We start from the raw sequence: 16,632 nt of genomic DNA, 5'->3' as shown, positions 1-16,632 counted from the left end.
AAAAAAATGCATTACATAGCAAGAGAAAATTCGGTCAAAATGATAGAAAATTAGTAACTGATAGGGAAGTTTAATATATTTTGTAAAAAACTATTCCTTTTATTGACATACTATGGTAGAATAAAGGATAATTAGTACATCTATGGGGGATTATTATATGCCGAATAGAACAGAAGATAATTTTTTGAATAGATATTTTGAGAAAAAAGAACGATCATTAGAGAGCGGTAAATATATGTCTTTTTTTAAAATAGTAACATTTATTATTTGCTTGCTAATTTATATATCTATATTAGTAATAGAAACACGTGATATATCAGAAACTGTTACTGGTATTCTTGCGCAATTTCAAGTAATGATATCGGTTTATTTAGTTGTTAGTGCAGTAAAAAATGGATATATTATTGGTGTTTCTATTAATATTATTCAATTCCTTTTGGTTGCTATAAATGTATTTTCTAGGGGGAATGTAAGGTCAGCCCCTGGTATGATACTTCCTATTTGTACTATTATAACCATAACAATCATTTATGTTTTTAGTAAACGCCTTAATCAAAAGTATGAAGAGATAAAAGAACAAAAGGAAGAACTTGTTACTCTTTATGAAGAACTTGCAGTAACAGAGAGTGAATTATTTAATCAGAACAAACAGTTGCTTGAATACAATCAAGATATGAAGGAAAACGAGGAGAAACTTAATTATCTTGCTTTTTTTGATGTATTAACTGAACTTCCAAATCGTAAAATGATTATAAACCGATTAGATATATTAATTACTTTATCTATGGAAAAAATGATGAAATTCGCAATGATTTTTATTGATTTAGATAATTTTAAAAGAATTAATGATTCAATGGGTCATCATGCAGGGGATGTATTACTACAAGAAGTTGCATTAAGGCTAAAAGCTGCTATTCATCCAGACGATATGTTAGGTCGTTTAGGTGGAGATGAATTTGCATTAATAATTCAAAGACAATTAGAAGAAGATGAAATATTAGAATATCTTGAAAACCTGAGAAAAGAGATTTTAAAAAAGTTTTACATAGAAAATACTGAGATAACAATAAGTGCAAGTTTTGGTATATCTGTTTACCCCAGAGATGGTGATAATTCCACAGATCTTCTTAAATGCTCTGATACAGCAATGTATAAAGTTAAAGAGGATGGAAAAAATGGGGTTCAGTTCTTCAATAAAGAGATGAAGGACAGAATATTTATGAGGATGGAACTGGAAAAAAGATTGCATGCATCTATTGAAAACAATGAACTCTATCTTTTATATCAGCCTCAATACACATCTGATACAAAGAAGCTTAGGGGGTTTGAAACACTAGTAAGATGGAATTCACCAGAATTAGGGGCTGTCAGCCCAGTTACGTTTATACCTGTAGCAGAAGAAACGAAATTTATAAATACTATGGGAAGATGGATTCTTAAAACAGCATGTACTAAATTTAAGGAATTGCAAGATAAATATCATTTTAATGCGGTTTTATCTGTTAATATTTCAGCTGTACAAATAATGGAGCCTTCATTTGTTCAAATGATAAAAAGTGTACTTGAAGAGACAGGAGTCCGTCCATATAATCTTGAAATAGAAATTACTGAGTCAATTTTTATTTCATCTATGGATTATGTAATTGGTGTTCTAAATGAATTAAAAGAAATTGGAATTAATATAGCACTAGATGACTTTGGTACTGGATATTCATCATTAAGTTATCTTCAGTTGCTTCCAATAGATACTTTAAAAATTGACAAGGTATTTATTGACAGTATTGTAGGAAAGGGAATAGATAGACACATTGTAGGACCTATTATTTCATTGGTTCATCAAATGGATATTTCTGTTGTTGCCGAGGGTGTTGAGAATTCAATACAATTAGAATATTTAAAAGAGCACAACTGTGACTGTATTCAAGGTTATATATGGGGAAAGCCGCTTAATGAAGAAGACCTAAATAAGTTGCTATATCAATTAACTTTTGGAGAAGCAGAAGATAGCATCTTGAGAGAATCTATAAGCGAAGCAATTTAATTATAAAAGCAAGAATAAGGGAGTCTGTGAAATTTTTTCTGTAGATAGATTTCTATAATATTAAAATTAAAGGTATGAAGGCCGAAAGATTGGCTTTCATACCTTGTTTATAATATAACAAAATTTCGTTACTTTATGTCCATTAATTTATAAATAGAATAACATCTATGATAATGAAAATGCTAGTTTTTTGTTCTATGTCAATAGTTGGGGTAGAACTGTTAACCGAAATTTATTACAATTACTAATTTAACAACTAATTCTGCAGCTACCATGATTATTCACTAAAACTGATAGATTTTATGAGAAAAAGTTGATGATTTTGATGATTTAGTGATAACAATAAATTAAAAGATGTATCAAAATTCTTCTTATTAGCAGTACATTAAAAACGATTTACAATTCCAACTAAATACTCTTTTAATATGAGCTTTATAGCTTTCCTAAAACATATCTAGTAATTATATATTTTAGTTTACCCATTCTTTCATAAGTAATGCTTAATAAGGTGGATATAAATTCAAGCATTGCTTCTTGTTCATGTATTGTCAATAGGGTCTTGCTATATCTTGCAGCTACATAATGACTTGATATTTTTATGAAGTCTGTTTTATTATAAGAGTAGCCCTTAAAATCAAGCCTTTTTTCCACTCTTAAACCAAATTGATTGGGGGTTTCTCCTGGATAATAACTAATATTTTGAGTTTTCAAAATTTTTAATATATAGTTGTATGCCAAAAGAACAGCTGTGTTTGGTTCGGCTTTTTTAATTCTTCTTATTTTAAGATAAGACTTAATTGTATTTAATGAAACTAATGAAATAAAAGTAAGTAAAATTATACCAATAACTATAGCAATTATTATTAATACAAAAAGCACATTATTTGTAGTATTATCAACAACGGTATTTGATTCACTATTGTCATAGCTTATATTAGAATTGTTTTTGTTCCTCTCCATCATTTCTAAATATTCCAAATAGCTGCTGTATCCTGAGTTTCTCATAGTATCGTCATAAGATTGTGATGTGATTGTTGTATCATAATACATTCTTGAAACATAAGAAGCAGTAGGTTCAAATGGAATCCAACCAAATCCTTCAAAGTAAACTTCAACCCATGCATGAGCTTGCTCATTTGTAACCTTATAAACTCCATTTGTAGCTAAAGGAGGCATAACATATCCCTCGACATATCGAGCGGGAATGCCTATGCATCTAAGCATTATTGCCATAGCTGACGCATAATATGTACAATACCCTTTTTTTCCTTCAAATAGGAAATAGTCAACAAAATCTCTGTCTCTTGGAATATTACCAGGACTCAATGTGTATTTGTAGGTACTTGATAAATATGTTTCAATAGCTTTTGCCTTATCATAATTATTATCAAAATCTTTTGTAAGATCATGAGCCAACTGACTGACTCGTTGCGGTATAAAATAGGGTATTTGAGTATAGCGCTTGTATATTTCATCTGCCTTAATAATCAAATCGCTAAGTTCTTTTGTTTCTAAAATTCTTTTTTTACTAATATTAACTGGTTCCCAGTCTATTCTATTCGTAACAAGATTTGATTCTGAAACTATTTTATTATCAATAGGAAATGATTCCATATCTATATATAAAGGTTTATTTTGCTTTAAGATTTCAAGTGCTGAATTTGCTAAATCATCCTTTATGTAGCTATTTAAAAGCTTTCTATAATATCCTTTTTCACTTCTTCTTAAAATGTTTTTAAACTCATCGCTATTTAAAATTAAATTATTATACTCTAATGAATAGGAAAAACCCTTTTGCTGTTTTCCGCTTGAAGAAATAATTTGCTCATTATCTACAAAAAGTGTTTGAAAGTTTCTGAAATTAATATTATTTACTTTAAGAGGAGCGAAAATAGATTTTGTTTTTAGATTTACAAATTCAATTTCAGCTTTTGAAGGTTTAAATATTTTATCATTTTGATTCATACCCGTTTCGATATAAATTCCGTTGATAAATTCTTCAGCATCTTGATTAATTTGCATAGAGTAATTATTGTTTGATACTCCAAGCTGTGTTAACTGATTATCGTTATCATACCAGCTATACCCATTATAAAATGCTTTTGAGGATGCCTTAAGATATAATTTGGAGGACTCTGATTTAACATTCATTACATGAGTTTTACTTAACTTTATATTTCCTCCTAATCTGCCTTTTTTCCCAAATCCAGTTGCCTTAAATGAAAAATATTCAAAGTCTGATCTTTCATTATCAACAAAATAAGATATAGCAAAATCCAATTTAGAATCAAGCCATGGAAATTCAATTCTTTTGTCATTAATGGGTAGAGATAAACTAAAAGCTATTACAAATAGACAAATAGGCAAAATACAAATAAGGTACAATAGTTTATTACCTATATCATAAGAAGATTGTAGACTTCTTTTCATTAACACATTGAAGAAGTAATACAATAAAAAAGAAAATATAAATAGAATGAAAGAAATATTACTCACAAAAATATCAAGTTGTAATTGGAAATAAAACACACTAAAGAGCATGAGTGTGAGAAAATAAAAATTGTAAACCTTTAATGTAAAAATAAAAGTAAATAGTGTAATCAAAAATGAAAGAGAAATCAAAACTATATTAATATATAAAATCGAACTTCCATTAGTAAATCCATTAACAACATCAATAAACCAATTAGAATAGTTTTTTATCCAATTTGCTGCATTTGTAACACCAATACCGTAAATAATATAAAGTAATCCTATTATTGAGATAATGCAAAATACTATGCCGGATACTATTGTAGTTATTTTGTTTCTGAACATTACATAGAATAGCAAAGTAAACCCTACAACTAATAAGAATATTTTCACACTTAAATTAGTTGTCATAAATAACGAAGTATATAAAGTTTGACAAATACTTGAGGCCATGAGCATAACAAGGATTAAATTTGCTAAAAAGCTAAGTTTTTTTTCTCGCAACATAAGTTTCTAACCTCCAAGTATAGCATTTAAGTTATCATCTGGATTGATAGTATATGCTCGCACACCAATTTCAGGTAAATTGTCAAGAATTTCATCTATTATGTCATTTTTTTCGTTAACTAGCGTTCTTGGAGAAACATAAATAAGACATATAGAATGATTTGACATCTGTGCATTATAAATTTCATTATATAAATCAATATCTAGATTACTTGTAAAAATAATCATATCATTCAAGTTGTTTCGGCTTTCATAATGCAACTTTACAATATCAGCTAAAGAAACTTGCTGTTTGAATTCTACAGAAGATAATGTTTTGTAAATTAAATCAAACTCAGCTTGATTCGCAGCTTTTAAGACCTCAAGCTTTTGATCGAAATAGATATAATTTATAGCTACATTTTTGAATAAATAATAATGTACAACGGAAATAACAGCTTCTATTAATTTGTCTTCGATAATAATGTTTATATCTTCTGAGTACTTGCCATGCCTTAAGTCCAATAGTATGTTTAAATTTACGTCTGTTGTGCTTTGATAATTTTTAACCATTAGCTGGTTGTTTTTTGCAGTTTGTTTCCAGTGAATTCTTCTTAGGCTGTCACCGTACGTATAATTTCTTAAATCCTTTATATTATTTACATCCTCAACTATACCTAATGAAAAGTTTTGTGAGTCTGAACAACTATTCGAAAATATATCAAATTTACTTAGGTATACAATATTTGGATAGACTATAATCTTTTTTGTTTCAGGAATTTTATATTTTAATCTGATAAGTCCTAAAAAATCCTCTATGTATATATCACTTATACCTATTTCATATTGACCTCTATATTTGCATTCCATATCAAAGACAAACTCTTTCTTTGAGAATGGGGTAATAGCAAGGCTTTGAGAATAACTTTCAGCGTTAAAATGTGAATGTGAGCCAAAAAACGATACAAATACATAAGGAAATATTAAAAAGTCTTCGTTGTAAAGCTTTACAATTAATTTAAGACTTTCACCCTTTACAATTATTCGCTTTTCAATATCTTGAATAAATTTTATTCTTATATATACATAGATGGTATAGCCAATTGAAGCAAATAGCAGCGTTAAAAGAGTATTAAAAAAGAAGGAGGGAACAAAGCCGCCAAAGCTATATTTAAATATTATTGATAACAAAAACAAGAAAATAAATGTAATTCTATTTTTTTTCATAATTTTGCCCGTTTCCCATTCTTTTTAGTAATCTGTCCCATCAAACAATTCATATAATTATTTTTAATCCAACTTTTCAGATGAAAAGCAGAACTATCTCAATTTAAAAGTGATTTATCTAACATGATTTGCCTTTAAAATTAACAGATATTTTCGGTGACTATTTTCTTTAAACTTTTTCCACTAATGGTATATACACTTTTTCTATAATTGAAGTTAGTATATCTATAGCGGACATTTTCTTCAGCTTTGCTTCCTGTTTTAATAAAATTCGGTGGCAAAGTGTAGGCAAAAGCATTTTTTTAATATCTTCAGGTAGCACATGATCTCTACCATTGTAATATGCCCAAGCCTGTGCGGCACGACAAACAGCAAGTGAACCTCTTGGACTTGAACCAAGAGCAATAAAATCATTTCTCCTAGTTAAGTTTACTATTTCAACAACATAACTTTTGAGTGTATTATCAATATGTACTTGCTTAACTTCATTTTGCATATTTATAATATCAGAACTGTCAGCAACAGGTTTTAATGTCTCTAATGGATTGTCCTGTAAGAATCTAGTTAATATATATGCTTCTTCACCTGCTTCTGGATAGCCTAGTGATATTTTCAGAAAGAAACGATCCATTTGTGCTTCTGGAAGTGGATAAGTACCTATATAATCTATAGGATTTTGCGTTGCTAAAACCATAAAAGGTTTCGGAAGCTTGTATGTAGTGCCGTCAACAGTAACTTGCTTTTCTTCCATAATTTCTAACAAACTTGATTGGGTTTTTGGAGAGGTTCTGTTAATTTCATCAGCTAATAATATCTGACACATAGCACTACCGGGTCTGTATTCAAACTCACCTTTTTTCTGATTATAAATAGAAAATCCTGTTATGTCAGAAGGGAGAACGTCTGGAGTAAATTGTATTCTAGAGAATGAAGCAGAAATAGATTTAGCTAATGCCGATACAAGACTGGTTTTACCAACACCAGGAACATCCTCTAACAAAATATGACCATTGGAAATTAGAGCTATCAGGGTTAGTTCTATTGCATTTCTTTTTCCGACAATAACTTTTTCAACATTATCAGCAATTTTTCTTAAAAGAACAGAATTTTCATTCATAATAACCTCCACGCCGACTTACGGCAAAAAAATTTGATATAGCATCGTGGAGGTACGCAACTTTTTTAATACTATGGAATAGTATATTTAAGCTAACCTCCACGCCGACTTACGGCAAAAATATATGTTGAGTATTAATTTAAGTTATGAATACTAATTAACACATGCTAATTATAATAAACTATTGATATTTATACCATATAAAATATTCACTTTTACAAATATATTTACAAAAAGGCAATAATATACAAACAGGTATTTAATAACAATAATTTACAAACAATAATATACAAACAATAATATACAAACAATAATATAATTAGAAATAAAATGGTACTATATAATAACTTGAACTTAGCACATAAAAATCTTTTAGTGTGGTAGAATTAAAATTAGTTTTTTACTAAAATAACTGCAATATCAAGTGGTAATTATTGCGTTGCTTCTAAATTTTAATAAAACTATTTATTTACAATAATCAAAAAATGTGCTAAGATACTTGAGTACAAATTGCATTAGGAATATGTTAAATCCTTATACATTTAATATTATTTCTTAGTGCTTTAACCATAAACTACGTTTTTGGGTTCTCCGTCCAATTACCTGGTTTATGGCGATTAAAATATTATTATTTTGGAGGTAAAACATGGTTAAGGAAACAAAACAAGAAATTATTGCAAAGTATCAGTTGCACGAAGGTGATACTGGTTCACCAGAGGTTCAGATTGCTATTCTTACAGAAAGAATCAACCACCTCAATGAACACTTGAGAATTCACAAGAAGGATCACCATTCAAGAAGAGGTCTTCTTAAGATGGTTGGTGCTAGAAGAGGTTTACAGAACTATCTTATGAAAACTGATATTGAAAGATATCGTGCAATTAATGAAAAGCTAGGTCTAAGAAAATAATGATTTTGAAGTAGGCAGGCTTACAGCTTGCCTATTTTAATGCTCTATGTTATAATAAGGGTTTTGTGTATGTGGAAATATTTAATAAAATTCAAAATTATAAGATAAGCAGATTATTGAAATAATACTAACAAGACTAAAGTATAACAGCATATAACTATGGACGGTAGAAGGTAGATTGTACGCCAAATTTCGATTTGACGCAGAATCTACATGCTACATGTCTATAGTTTTTAAATAGCTTATAAGAACTATAAAACATAGGAGGAGTAACATGTTTAGAACATTTAGTATGGAACTAGCTGGAAGAACCCTTACTGTTGAAACAGGAAAGTTAGCTCAATTAGCAAATGGAGCGGCACTTGTAAAATATGGTGATACAGTAGTATTATGTACTGCTACAGCGTCACAGGCACCAAGAGAAGGTATTGATTTCTTTCCACTTAGTGTTGATTATGAAGAACGATTATATTCAGTAGGTAAGATTCCTGGTGGTTTCACAAAAAGAGAAGGAAAGCCTACAGATAAGGCTATTCTTACATCAAGAGTAATTGACCGACAAATCAGACCACTATTTCCAAAGGATTTAAGAAATGATGTAACTGTCATTAGTACTGTTATGTCAGTTGAACAGGACAATTCGCCTGAAGTAGCATCTATGATTGGTGCTTCAATAGCATTATGTATATCTGATATACCTTTTAATGGACCAACTGCTGGTATTGTTTTAGGATTAATAGACGGTGAAGTAATTATTAATCCAAATGAAGAACAGCGTGAAAAGAGCAAAATGTATGTTACACTTGCAGCCTCAAAGGAAAAAATTGTTATGATTGAAGCAGGAGCAGAAATGGTTCCTGATGATGTAATGCTTGATGCTTGCAAAAAAGGTCATGAAGTAATTAAGGAAATTTGTGAATTTATTGATAATATAGTAAAAGAAGTAGGTAAGCCAAAATTCCAATATGAGTCAGCAGCAGTACCTGAAGATTTATTTGCAGTTGTAATGGAATTGGGTTATGAAAAAATGCGTACAGCTGTGTTAGCAGTTGATAAGCAGGAAAGAGATTTAAAAGTAACAGCTTTAACAGAAGAAATTCAAGCTGCTCTTGCTGAACAATATCCTGATATGCAGGCTAAAATAAATGAATGTATGTACAAGCTTCAAAAGAAAGTAGTACGTGAATATATTTTAAAAGAAGGAAGACGTGTCGATGGAAGACGCCTTGATGAAATTAGACCACTAAGTGCTGAAGTAGGTATACTTCCAAGAACTCATGGTTCAGGTCTATTCCAAAGGGGTCAAACACAAGTATTAACTACTTGTACCCTTGGAGCAATGGGTGATGTTCAGAAGATGGATGGTATAGATACAGAAGAAACAAAGAGATACATGCATCATTATAATTTCCCAGGCTATAGTGTTGGAGAAGCAAAGACTTCAAGAGGACCTGGACGTAGAGAAATAGGGCATGGTGCATTAGCAGAAAGATCCTTGGTTCCAGTACTTCCATCTGAAAAAGAATTTCCTTATGCTTTCAGACTAGTTTCTGAGGTCTTAATGTCAAATGGATCTACTTCACAAGGAAGTGTTTGCGGAAGTACATTAGCGTTAATGGATGCAGGTGTTCCTATAAAAGCACCAGTTGCAGGTATTTCTGCTGGATTAGTTACTGATGAAGACAATCCAGATAATTTTGTTACATTTATGGATATCCAAGGTATAGAGGATTTCTTTGGAGATATGGATTTCAAGGTTGCAGGAACAACTGAAGGAATTACTTCAATACAAATGGATATAAAAGTTGACGGATTAAGCTACGAAATAATTCGCCAAGCTTTTGAACTTACTAGGAAAGGACGTCTGCAGATAATTAATGATGTTATTTTGAAGGCTATTCCTGCTCCTAAAAAAGAGTTATCTCAATATGCTCCAAAAATTATTACAACTTATATAAATCCTGAGAAAATTAGAGATGTTATTGGACCTAGTGGAAAAATGATTAACAAAATCATTGCAGAAACTGGTGTTAAAATTGATATTGAAGATGATGGCAGAGTATATATACTAACATCTGATGCTGATGCAGCACAAAAGGCATTGAGAATAATACAGGGTATTGCAAAGGATATTGAACCTGGTGAGATATACATGGGAAAAGTTGTAAGAATTACTACTTTTGGTGCCTTTGTTGAAATACTGCCGGGAAAAGATGGGCTTGTTCATATTTCAAAGCTTGATTCTAAGAGAGTTGATAAAGTTGAAGATGTTGTAAATATAGGTGATGAATTGCTTGTTAAGGTAATGGAAATAGATAAGCAGGGAAGAATCAATCTTTCTCACAAAGACGCTTTATCAGAAAACAACTAGATTTTAAGGTTATTTTTATACTATCTATTATTGGGCGTAGACTGTTGTTTACGCCCCAATTATTATTAAACACATCTCCTTTACAAGGACAGTGTTTATACATTGCTTGATTGAAAAGCTTGACAAATAGAAAGTGTAATAAAAAATAGAACTACGGAGGATTAAATGTTCAAAAAGAAAGTATTAGATAATGGAGTACGACTTGTATATGAAAACATTCCATATGTGAGATCTGTATCTGTTGGAATATGGGTTGGGACTGGTTCTAGAAGTGAAAATTTAAATAACAATGGAATTTCACATTTTATTGAACATATGCTTTTCAAAGGAACAATAAATCGTTCAGCACGAGAAATAGCAGCTACTATTGATGCTATAGGCGGACAAATAAATGCTTTTACTGGTAAGGAGTGTACTTGCTACTATACAAAGACACTTGACACTCATCTTAATATTGCTTTAGATGTATTGTCTGATATGTATTTTAATTCAAAATTTGATAATTCGGATATAAATACTGAGAAGAAAGTAGTAATTGAAGAAATTAGCATGTATGAGGATACTCCTGAGGAGTTAGTACATGATATATTTTCAGAAATGGTTTGGCGTGGAAATTCTTTAGGTTATCCTATACTTGGAACTCAAAACTGTATAAATAAATTTAATAAAAAAATGATTAAGCAGTATATGAATGATTATTACACCCCATATAACACTGTTATTTCTGTTGCTGGTAATTTTGATGAAGGCCAATTGGTAGATTATGTTACAAAATATTTTGGCGACTGGAAATATGATAAACAGTTTAATTTAAATTACTCTCCTGTAGATTATTTAGTAGATGTAGATATTCGTCGTAAAGAAACAGAACAGGTACACTTATGTATGGGATTAGATGGAGTGCAGCATGGAGATGACAGAATATATCCTTTGCTTGCTCTAAATAACATATTTGGTGGTGGTATGAGTTCTAGACTATTTCAAAATATTAGAGAAAAAAAAGGACTAGTTTACTCAATATATTCATATCCATCAACATATATGGGTGCAGGGCTATTTATGATTTATGCCGGTATGAATCCAGAATATTTACAAAAAGTTATTGACCTTACAAAAAAAGAAATTAAACTATTGATCAAAAATGGTATAACACAAGATGAACTAGATAAGTCAAAAGAGCAATTAAAGGGCAGTTATCTATTGGGACTAGAGAGTATTGGAAGCAGAATGAACAGTATAGGCAAGTCTGAATTAATGCTTAAAAAAATTGAAACTCCTGAGGAAGTAATTTCAAAGATGGATAACATTAAAATTGATGATGTATATGAAATTATTGAAAGCATATTTAAAAATGGAAGGATTAGCTTATCGGCAGTAGGCAATCTAAAAAATGAAATAGTTTTATAAAGTATAGACATTTAAGAGGTTGATTCAAAATAAGGAAAAATATAATCAACAGTAAACTGACAAATAGTACAGACGTAGCAATATATATTGCTTACTCACGAAATTGACACTGAAATAATAGCGGTGAAGAACAAGCAATTCCGCCGACCGTATTAACAAGGCACCCTGTCTCGAGTTAATACTCACAGCTACTGACTAATGCTGTGTCGGATACAATACTTGTTCTTCACCTACTTTTTTAGCATCAATTTCTAACCGAGCATCGCAATTATATATATATTGCACTCGCGTACTATTTTTTGCAACAAGACATAAGTATATAAAATGTTTTTTTAATAACCCCTTTTATATAAAAATACAATAAAACTTCCCGCATTTCTAAAAGTTTGGATATGACTTTTATATTAAAGCTATGAAATATCTCTCTTCTTAATTTACACTTCGTCGCCGACGTAATTAAATTATTCTATAAAAATTATTCTTTAAATCAAAAAATCTTATTTTAAATATAGGTGATATAAAACTTGTACAGGCACTTGGTATTTAATAAGTACATAAGATATATTAGTCGTCATAATTGGTATAAATTTAATTATATTGAGGCAAGAAAACGATTTCCACTACTATAAGTAGCTTTAGAAGCTACTTAGTTTTAATGTGGTGCAGAGATTTTAATGCCTCGATGAAATACCGTAAATGTAATGAAAGTTTTCTACAATCGAAAAAATACATACTGAATTTAGGTATTATAGCGAGGCCAGAAAATACTTTCCAACTTTATAAGTTGCTTTAGAAGTACTTTAGAAGCTACTTAGTTTTAATGTGGTGCAGAGATTTTAATGCCTCGATGAAATACCGTAAATGTAATGAAAGTTTTCTACAACCGAAAAAATACATACTGAATTTAGGTATTATAGCGAGGCCAGAAAATACTTTCCAACTTTATAAGTTGCTTTAGAAGTATTTTAGAAGCTACTTAGTTTTAATGTGGTGCAGAGATCTTAATGCCTCGATGAAATACCGTAAATGTAATGAAAGTTTTCTACAATCGAAAAAATACATACTGAATTTAGGTATTATAGCGAGGCAAGAAAACGCTTTTCACTATCATAAGTAGCTTTAAAACTATTTTTGAAGTCACTAGTTGTAATGTGATGCAAATATTTTAAGGCTTCAATAAAATACCACATATGTAATGAAATTTTTTTACTATTCGAAAAATTACTATTTTGCATTATTTACAAAGAGTGAATAGCATTAAGAATGGAGCAGGGCAAACACAAAACGTTTATACGAAAGGAAATTGGATTGGTTCCAAACCAACTAAGAAATTGAGGTTATACTAAAGCACTGAGCGAAGCAAATTTTCTAGAGCAAATTATAAGATGAGGAGGACTTTAAGTGGGAGACAAAAAATTTAGCATTATAGGTGGAGACTTAAGAAGTGTAAAATTGGCTGAGTTGATTGCTGCTGAAGGCAAATCTGTTAATATATATGGCTTTAGTAATGCAGGCTTCGAAATAAAATTAAAACAAAGTAATACTATTTCGGATGCAATTAACGATACTGATGTTGTAATTGGACCTATACCATTTTCAAATGATAATGTATTTATAAATGCACCATTTCATACGGATAAAATATATATTAACGAAGTATTTAAATGTATAAACAAGAACCAATTGTTTATAGCTGGACGAATAAGTGAGAAAATCAGCCATATGGCACAGGTTTATAATGTTTATACAGTTGATTTATTGGAAAGAGAAGAAATGGCAGTGTTAAATGCAATTCCAACAGCAGAGGGAGCAATTCAAATCGCATTAGAAGAAATGCCCACTACTTTACATAATAGCAATGCTCTAATACTTGGCTTTGGCAGAATAGGCAAAACTTTAGCTAAAGTACTAACAGGAATGGGGGCAAATGTATATGTAGAAGCAAGAAAATACTCTGATTTGGCCTGGATAAGAAACTATGGCTATAAGCCAGTACTATTAAGTGAGTTAGCTAATACTGTTAAATCAATAAATGTTCTTTTCAATACTATACCATCTATTATATTAAATAATGAAATATTAAAAGCTTTAAACCCTAATTGTTTAATTATAGATTTAGCTTCAAAACCAGGTGGGGTAGATTTTGAAAAAGCTAAGGAACTTGGCTTAAAAGCAATATGGGCGCTCTCACTTCCAGGTAAAGTTGCTCCTGTAACAGCTGCAGAATTTATTAAGGACACCGCTTACAATATTATCGAAGAGTTGGGGGTATAGCAATGCTACTTGAAGGAGTAAGAGTTGGATTTGCAATTACAGGTTCATTTTGCACCTTTTCTAAAGTGATTCCACAAATTGAAGTTTTAGTAAAAGAAGGTGCAGATGTCGTACCTATTATTTCTGAATCTGTAGATAAATTTGATACAAGATTTGGAACAGCAGAAGATTTGAAAAAAAAATTAATACAAATAACTGGCAAGAAACCTATTAATTCAATTGTTGAGGCTGAGCCAATAGGTCCTAAAGGTTTACTAGATATATTAGTAATTGCACCATGCACAGGTAATACTATAGCCAAAATAGCAAATGCAATAACAGATGGACCAGTTACTATGGCATGTAAAGCACACTTAAGAAATATGCGTCCTGTTGTTGTAGCAGTTTCAACAAATGACGGGTTAGGCGCAAATGCTAAAAATATAGGAACTTTACTTAATATGAAAAATATATATATGGTTCCATTTGGTCAGGATGATCCAATAAAAAAATGTACCTCTTTAGTTGCAGATTTTGATCAGATTTTGTTTGCAGTTCAAAATGCATTACAAAGTATTCAAATGCAGCCAGTACTTATTGGTAAAAATATCTAATAATTAATAATTTTAAATTGTTTTAGATTAAATAAAAAGCTTATATCTAATACACATGTAATATATGTATTTAAGAATATAGGCTATTTTTATTGGAAGAACTATTTGCTTTAGTGGAAATCGTGTAATTTTGTAATGATATCATAATTAAAATAAGTATTTTTAACATGTCTTTTGTGTATTTATTTTGATAAAAAATATATACTAATATAATGAAATGCTATTACTTTTAAGATTTATATTTTGATATACATTATAGCAGAAAATCAAGCATTGATATCATTTTTAGCTAACATTACTTTGTATATAGTTCAACTTGAATAGCAAAGTAACCTTAGTAGCATAATATAAAAGCAAAATTTTAATAAGATAAATAACTATAAAAAATAAAAAAGAGGTACAAATAAATTGAATAATAATATACAAACATCAGATACACAGCATGAAGAAAATGAAAAAGAAAATAGTGAAATTGAACAAATAAAGGAATTAGGTACAACAAATTTACCTCATGAAGAAAGTAATATACATTGTTTGTCTATAATAGGACAAATTGAAGGACATATTCTTTTGCCACCACATAATAAGACTACAAAGTATGAGCATGTTATTCCTCAGCTGGTTGCTATTGAAGAAAGTAAGCAAATTGAAGGTTTATTATTGGTACTAAATACTGTGGGGGGAGATGTTGAGGCAGGGCTGGCAATATCAGAAATGATAGCAAGTTTATCTAAGCCTACAGTTTCTATAGTATTAGGTGGTGGACACAGTATCGGAGTTCCTATGGCAGTTTCAGCTGATTACTGTTTTATAGCAAGTTCAGCAACGATGACAATACATCCTATTAGGCTTAATGGCATGGTTATAGGAGTTCCTCAAACATACGAGTATTTTAATAAGATGCAGGAGAGAGTTGTCAAGTTTGTATGCAGTCATTCAAAGATTACAAAAGAAAAATTTAAGGAACTTATGCTAAAAACAGGAGAATTAGCCAATGATGTTGGTGTTGTTTTGTTTGGTGAGGAAGCTGTTCAAACGGGCTTAATTGATGCTGTTGGCGGTTTGTCAGATGCAATTGCAAAACTTAATGAACTAATAGAAGAAAATAAAAAGAAAAAGGCCGATTCTACTTCAGGAGGTCTTATACAATGATATTTTATTCTATTTATGATACAAGTTTTGTTTTTGGAGACCGAGGTATTGATGGACTTTCTACAAATACTAACTTTTGTGAAATGAATGTTGATGGAGTCATGGTACAGGTTTCTAGGACAAATAATTCAGAATTAAGGATAGAGAGAATATTGAGTACAAATCCTAAAGACTTTCTAAATCCTAAGTTGCAGCCTGGCTCTACAGTACAGTATAATCCCTAAACATCAGTTATTTAACATAGCATGAAGAACTTTAATTTATCAATATTATATTAAATTTTGAGGATAACTACTATCAAAAAACTATTACATGCTTTTGTAATTGTTTGATATTAAATCAGTGAGGTAACTAGTTTTTGCAATACCTTGGTAGTATGTGGTTATAATATTTGATTATTTGAAGAAAGGTATTTATTTGTTTGTTACTAAAAAATATTAGTAATAAATTTTACTTGAAACTATTAAATTCAAACAGATTCTTTACTATGGAATAGAGTATTAGTAAAGAGTAATGGAGAAGCATCATTAGAAGAAAAAAAGTTCCACTATAAGTATCCGAAGGGACGGGACAACTATAGTG

Annotated in this window: 11 protein-coding genes; 8 read left to right on the top strand and 3 right to left on the bottom strand. The window is 30.2% G+C overall.

Going from position 1 to position 16,632, the window contains the following annotated elements:
- Window positions 1-157: 157 nt before the first annotated feature.
- The gene (locus EHE19_RS10150) at window positions 158-2,041 is read left to right on the top strand and encodes a putative bifunctional diguanylate cyclase/phosphodiesterase (protein ID WP_171003482.1); all 1,884 of its coding nucleotides are present in this window, start codon (window positions 158-160) and stop codon (window positions 2,039-2,041) included.
- A 432-nt stretch (window positions 2,042-2,473) separates the two neighbouring features.
- Here EHE19_RS10150 and EHE19_RS10145 read toward each other — a convergent pair whose 3' ends face one another.
- From EHE19_RS10145 to EHE19_RS10135, 3 genes are all read right to left on the bottom strand, one after another.
- On the bottom strand, window positions 2,474-4,471 hold the full coding sequence (locus EHE19_RS10145; protein ID WP_190530254.1) for a transglutaminase-like domain-containing protein: 1,998 nt from the start codon (window positions 4,469-4,471) through the stop codon (window positions 2,474-2,476).
- Between the two features lie 555 nt (window positions 4,472-5,026).
- Window positions 5,027-6,226, bottom strand: coding sequence for a DUF58 domain-containing protein (locus EHE19_RS10140; protein ID WP_137696046.1), 1,200 nt, complete (start codon window positions 6,224-6,226; stop codon window positions 5,027-5,029).
- Window positions 6,227-6,395: 169 nt separating this feature from the next.
- On the bottom strand, window positions 6,396-7,343 hold the full coding sequence (locus tag EHE19_RS10135) for an AAA family ATPase (RefSeq protein WP_137696047.1): 948 nt from the start codon (window positions 7,341-7,343) through the stop codon (window positions 6,396-6,398).
- A 646-nt stretch (window positions 7,344-7,989) separates the two neighbouring features.
- Here EHE19_RS10135 and rpsO point away from each other — a divergent pair.
- From rpsO to EHE19_RS10100, 7 genes are all read left to right on the top strand, one after another.
- Entirely contained in the window at window positions 7,990-8,253 is a 264-nt protein-coding gene (rpsO, locus tag EHE19_RS10130) for a 30S ribosomal protein S15 (protein WP_137696048.1), read from the top strand.
- Window positions 8,254-8,527: 274 nt separating this feature from the next.
- Window positions 8,528-10,624, top strand: a complete 2,097-nt coding sequence (locus tag EHE19_RS10125) for a polyribonucleotide nucleotidyltransferase (protein ID WP_137696049.1) — start codon at window positions 8,528-8,530, stop codon at window positions 10,622-10,624.
- Window positions 10,625-10,789: 165 nt separating this feature from the next.
- Complete coding sequence (locus tag EHE19_RS10120; protein ID WP_137696050.1) at window positions 10,790-12,031, top strand: M16 family metallopeptidase; 1,242 nt, start codon at window positions 10,790-10,792, stop codon at window positions 12,029-12,031.
- A 1,401-nt stretch (window positions 12,032-13,432) separates the two neighbouring features.
- Window positions 13,433-14,305, top strand: a complete 873-nt coding sequence (dpsA, locus tag EHE19_RS10115) for a dipicolinate synthase subunit DpsA (protein ID WP_137696051.1) — start codon at window positions 13,433-13,435, stop codon at window positions 14,303-14,305.
- A 2-nt stretch (window positions 14,306-14,307) separates the two neighbouring features.
- A complete protein-coding gene (locus EHE19_RS10110) occupies window positions 14,308-14,898 on the top strand; it encodes a dipicolinate synthase subunit B (RefSeq protein ID WP_137696052.1) in 591 nt (196 codons plus the stop codon).
- Window positions 14,899-15,318: 420 nt separating this feature from the next.
- Complete coding sequence (locus EHE19_RS10105; protein WP_425314311.1) at window positions 15,319-16,050, top strand: ClpP family protease; 732 nt, start codon at window positions 15,319-15,321, stop codon at window positions 16,048-16,050.
- Complete coding sequence (locus EHE19_RS10100) at window positions 16,047-16,274, top strand: YlzJ-like family protein (protein ID WP_137696054.1); 228 nt, start codon at window positions 16,047-16,049, stop codon at window positions 16,272-16,274. The genes EHE19_RS10105 and EHE19_RS10100 overlap by 4 nt, the downstream gene beginning before the upstream one ends.
- Window positions 16,275-16,632 lie beyond the last annotated feature (358 nt).

Origin of the sequence: Ruminiclostridium herbifermentans, assembly GCF_005473905.2 — a bacterium.
In the GTDB taxonomy this organism is placed as follows: Bacteria; Bacillota; Clostridia; order Acetivibrionales; family DSM-1351; genus Ruminiclostridium; species Ruminiclostridium herbifermentans.
This window is presented reverse-complemented; position numbering and strand designations above follow the sequence as displayed.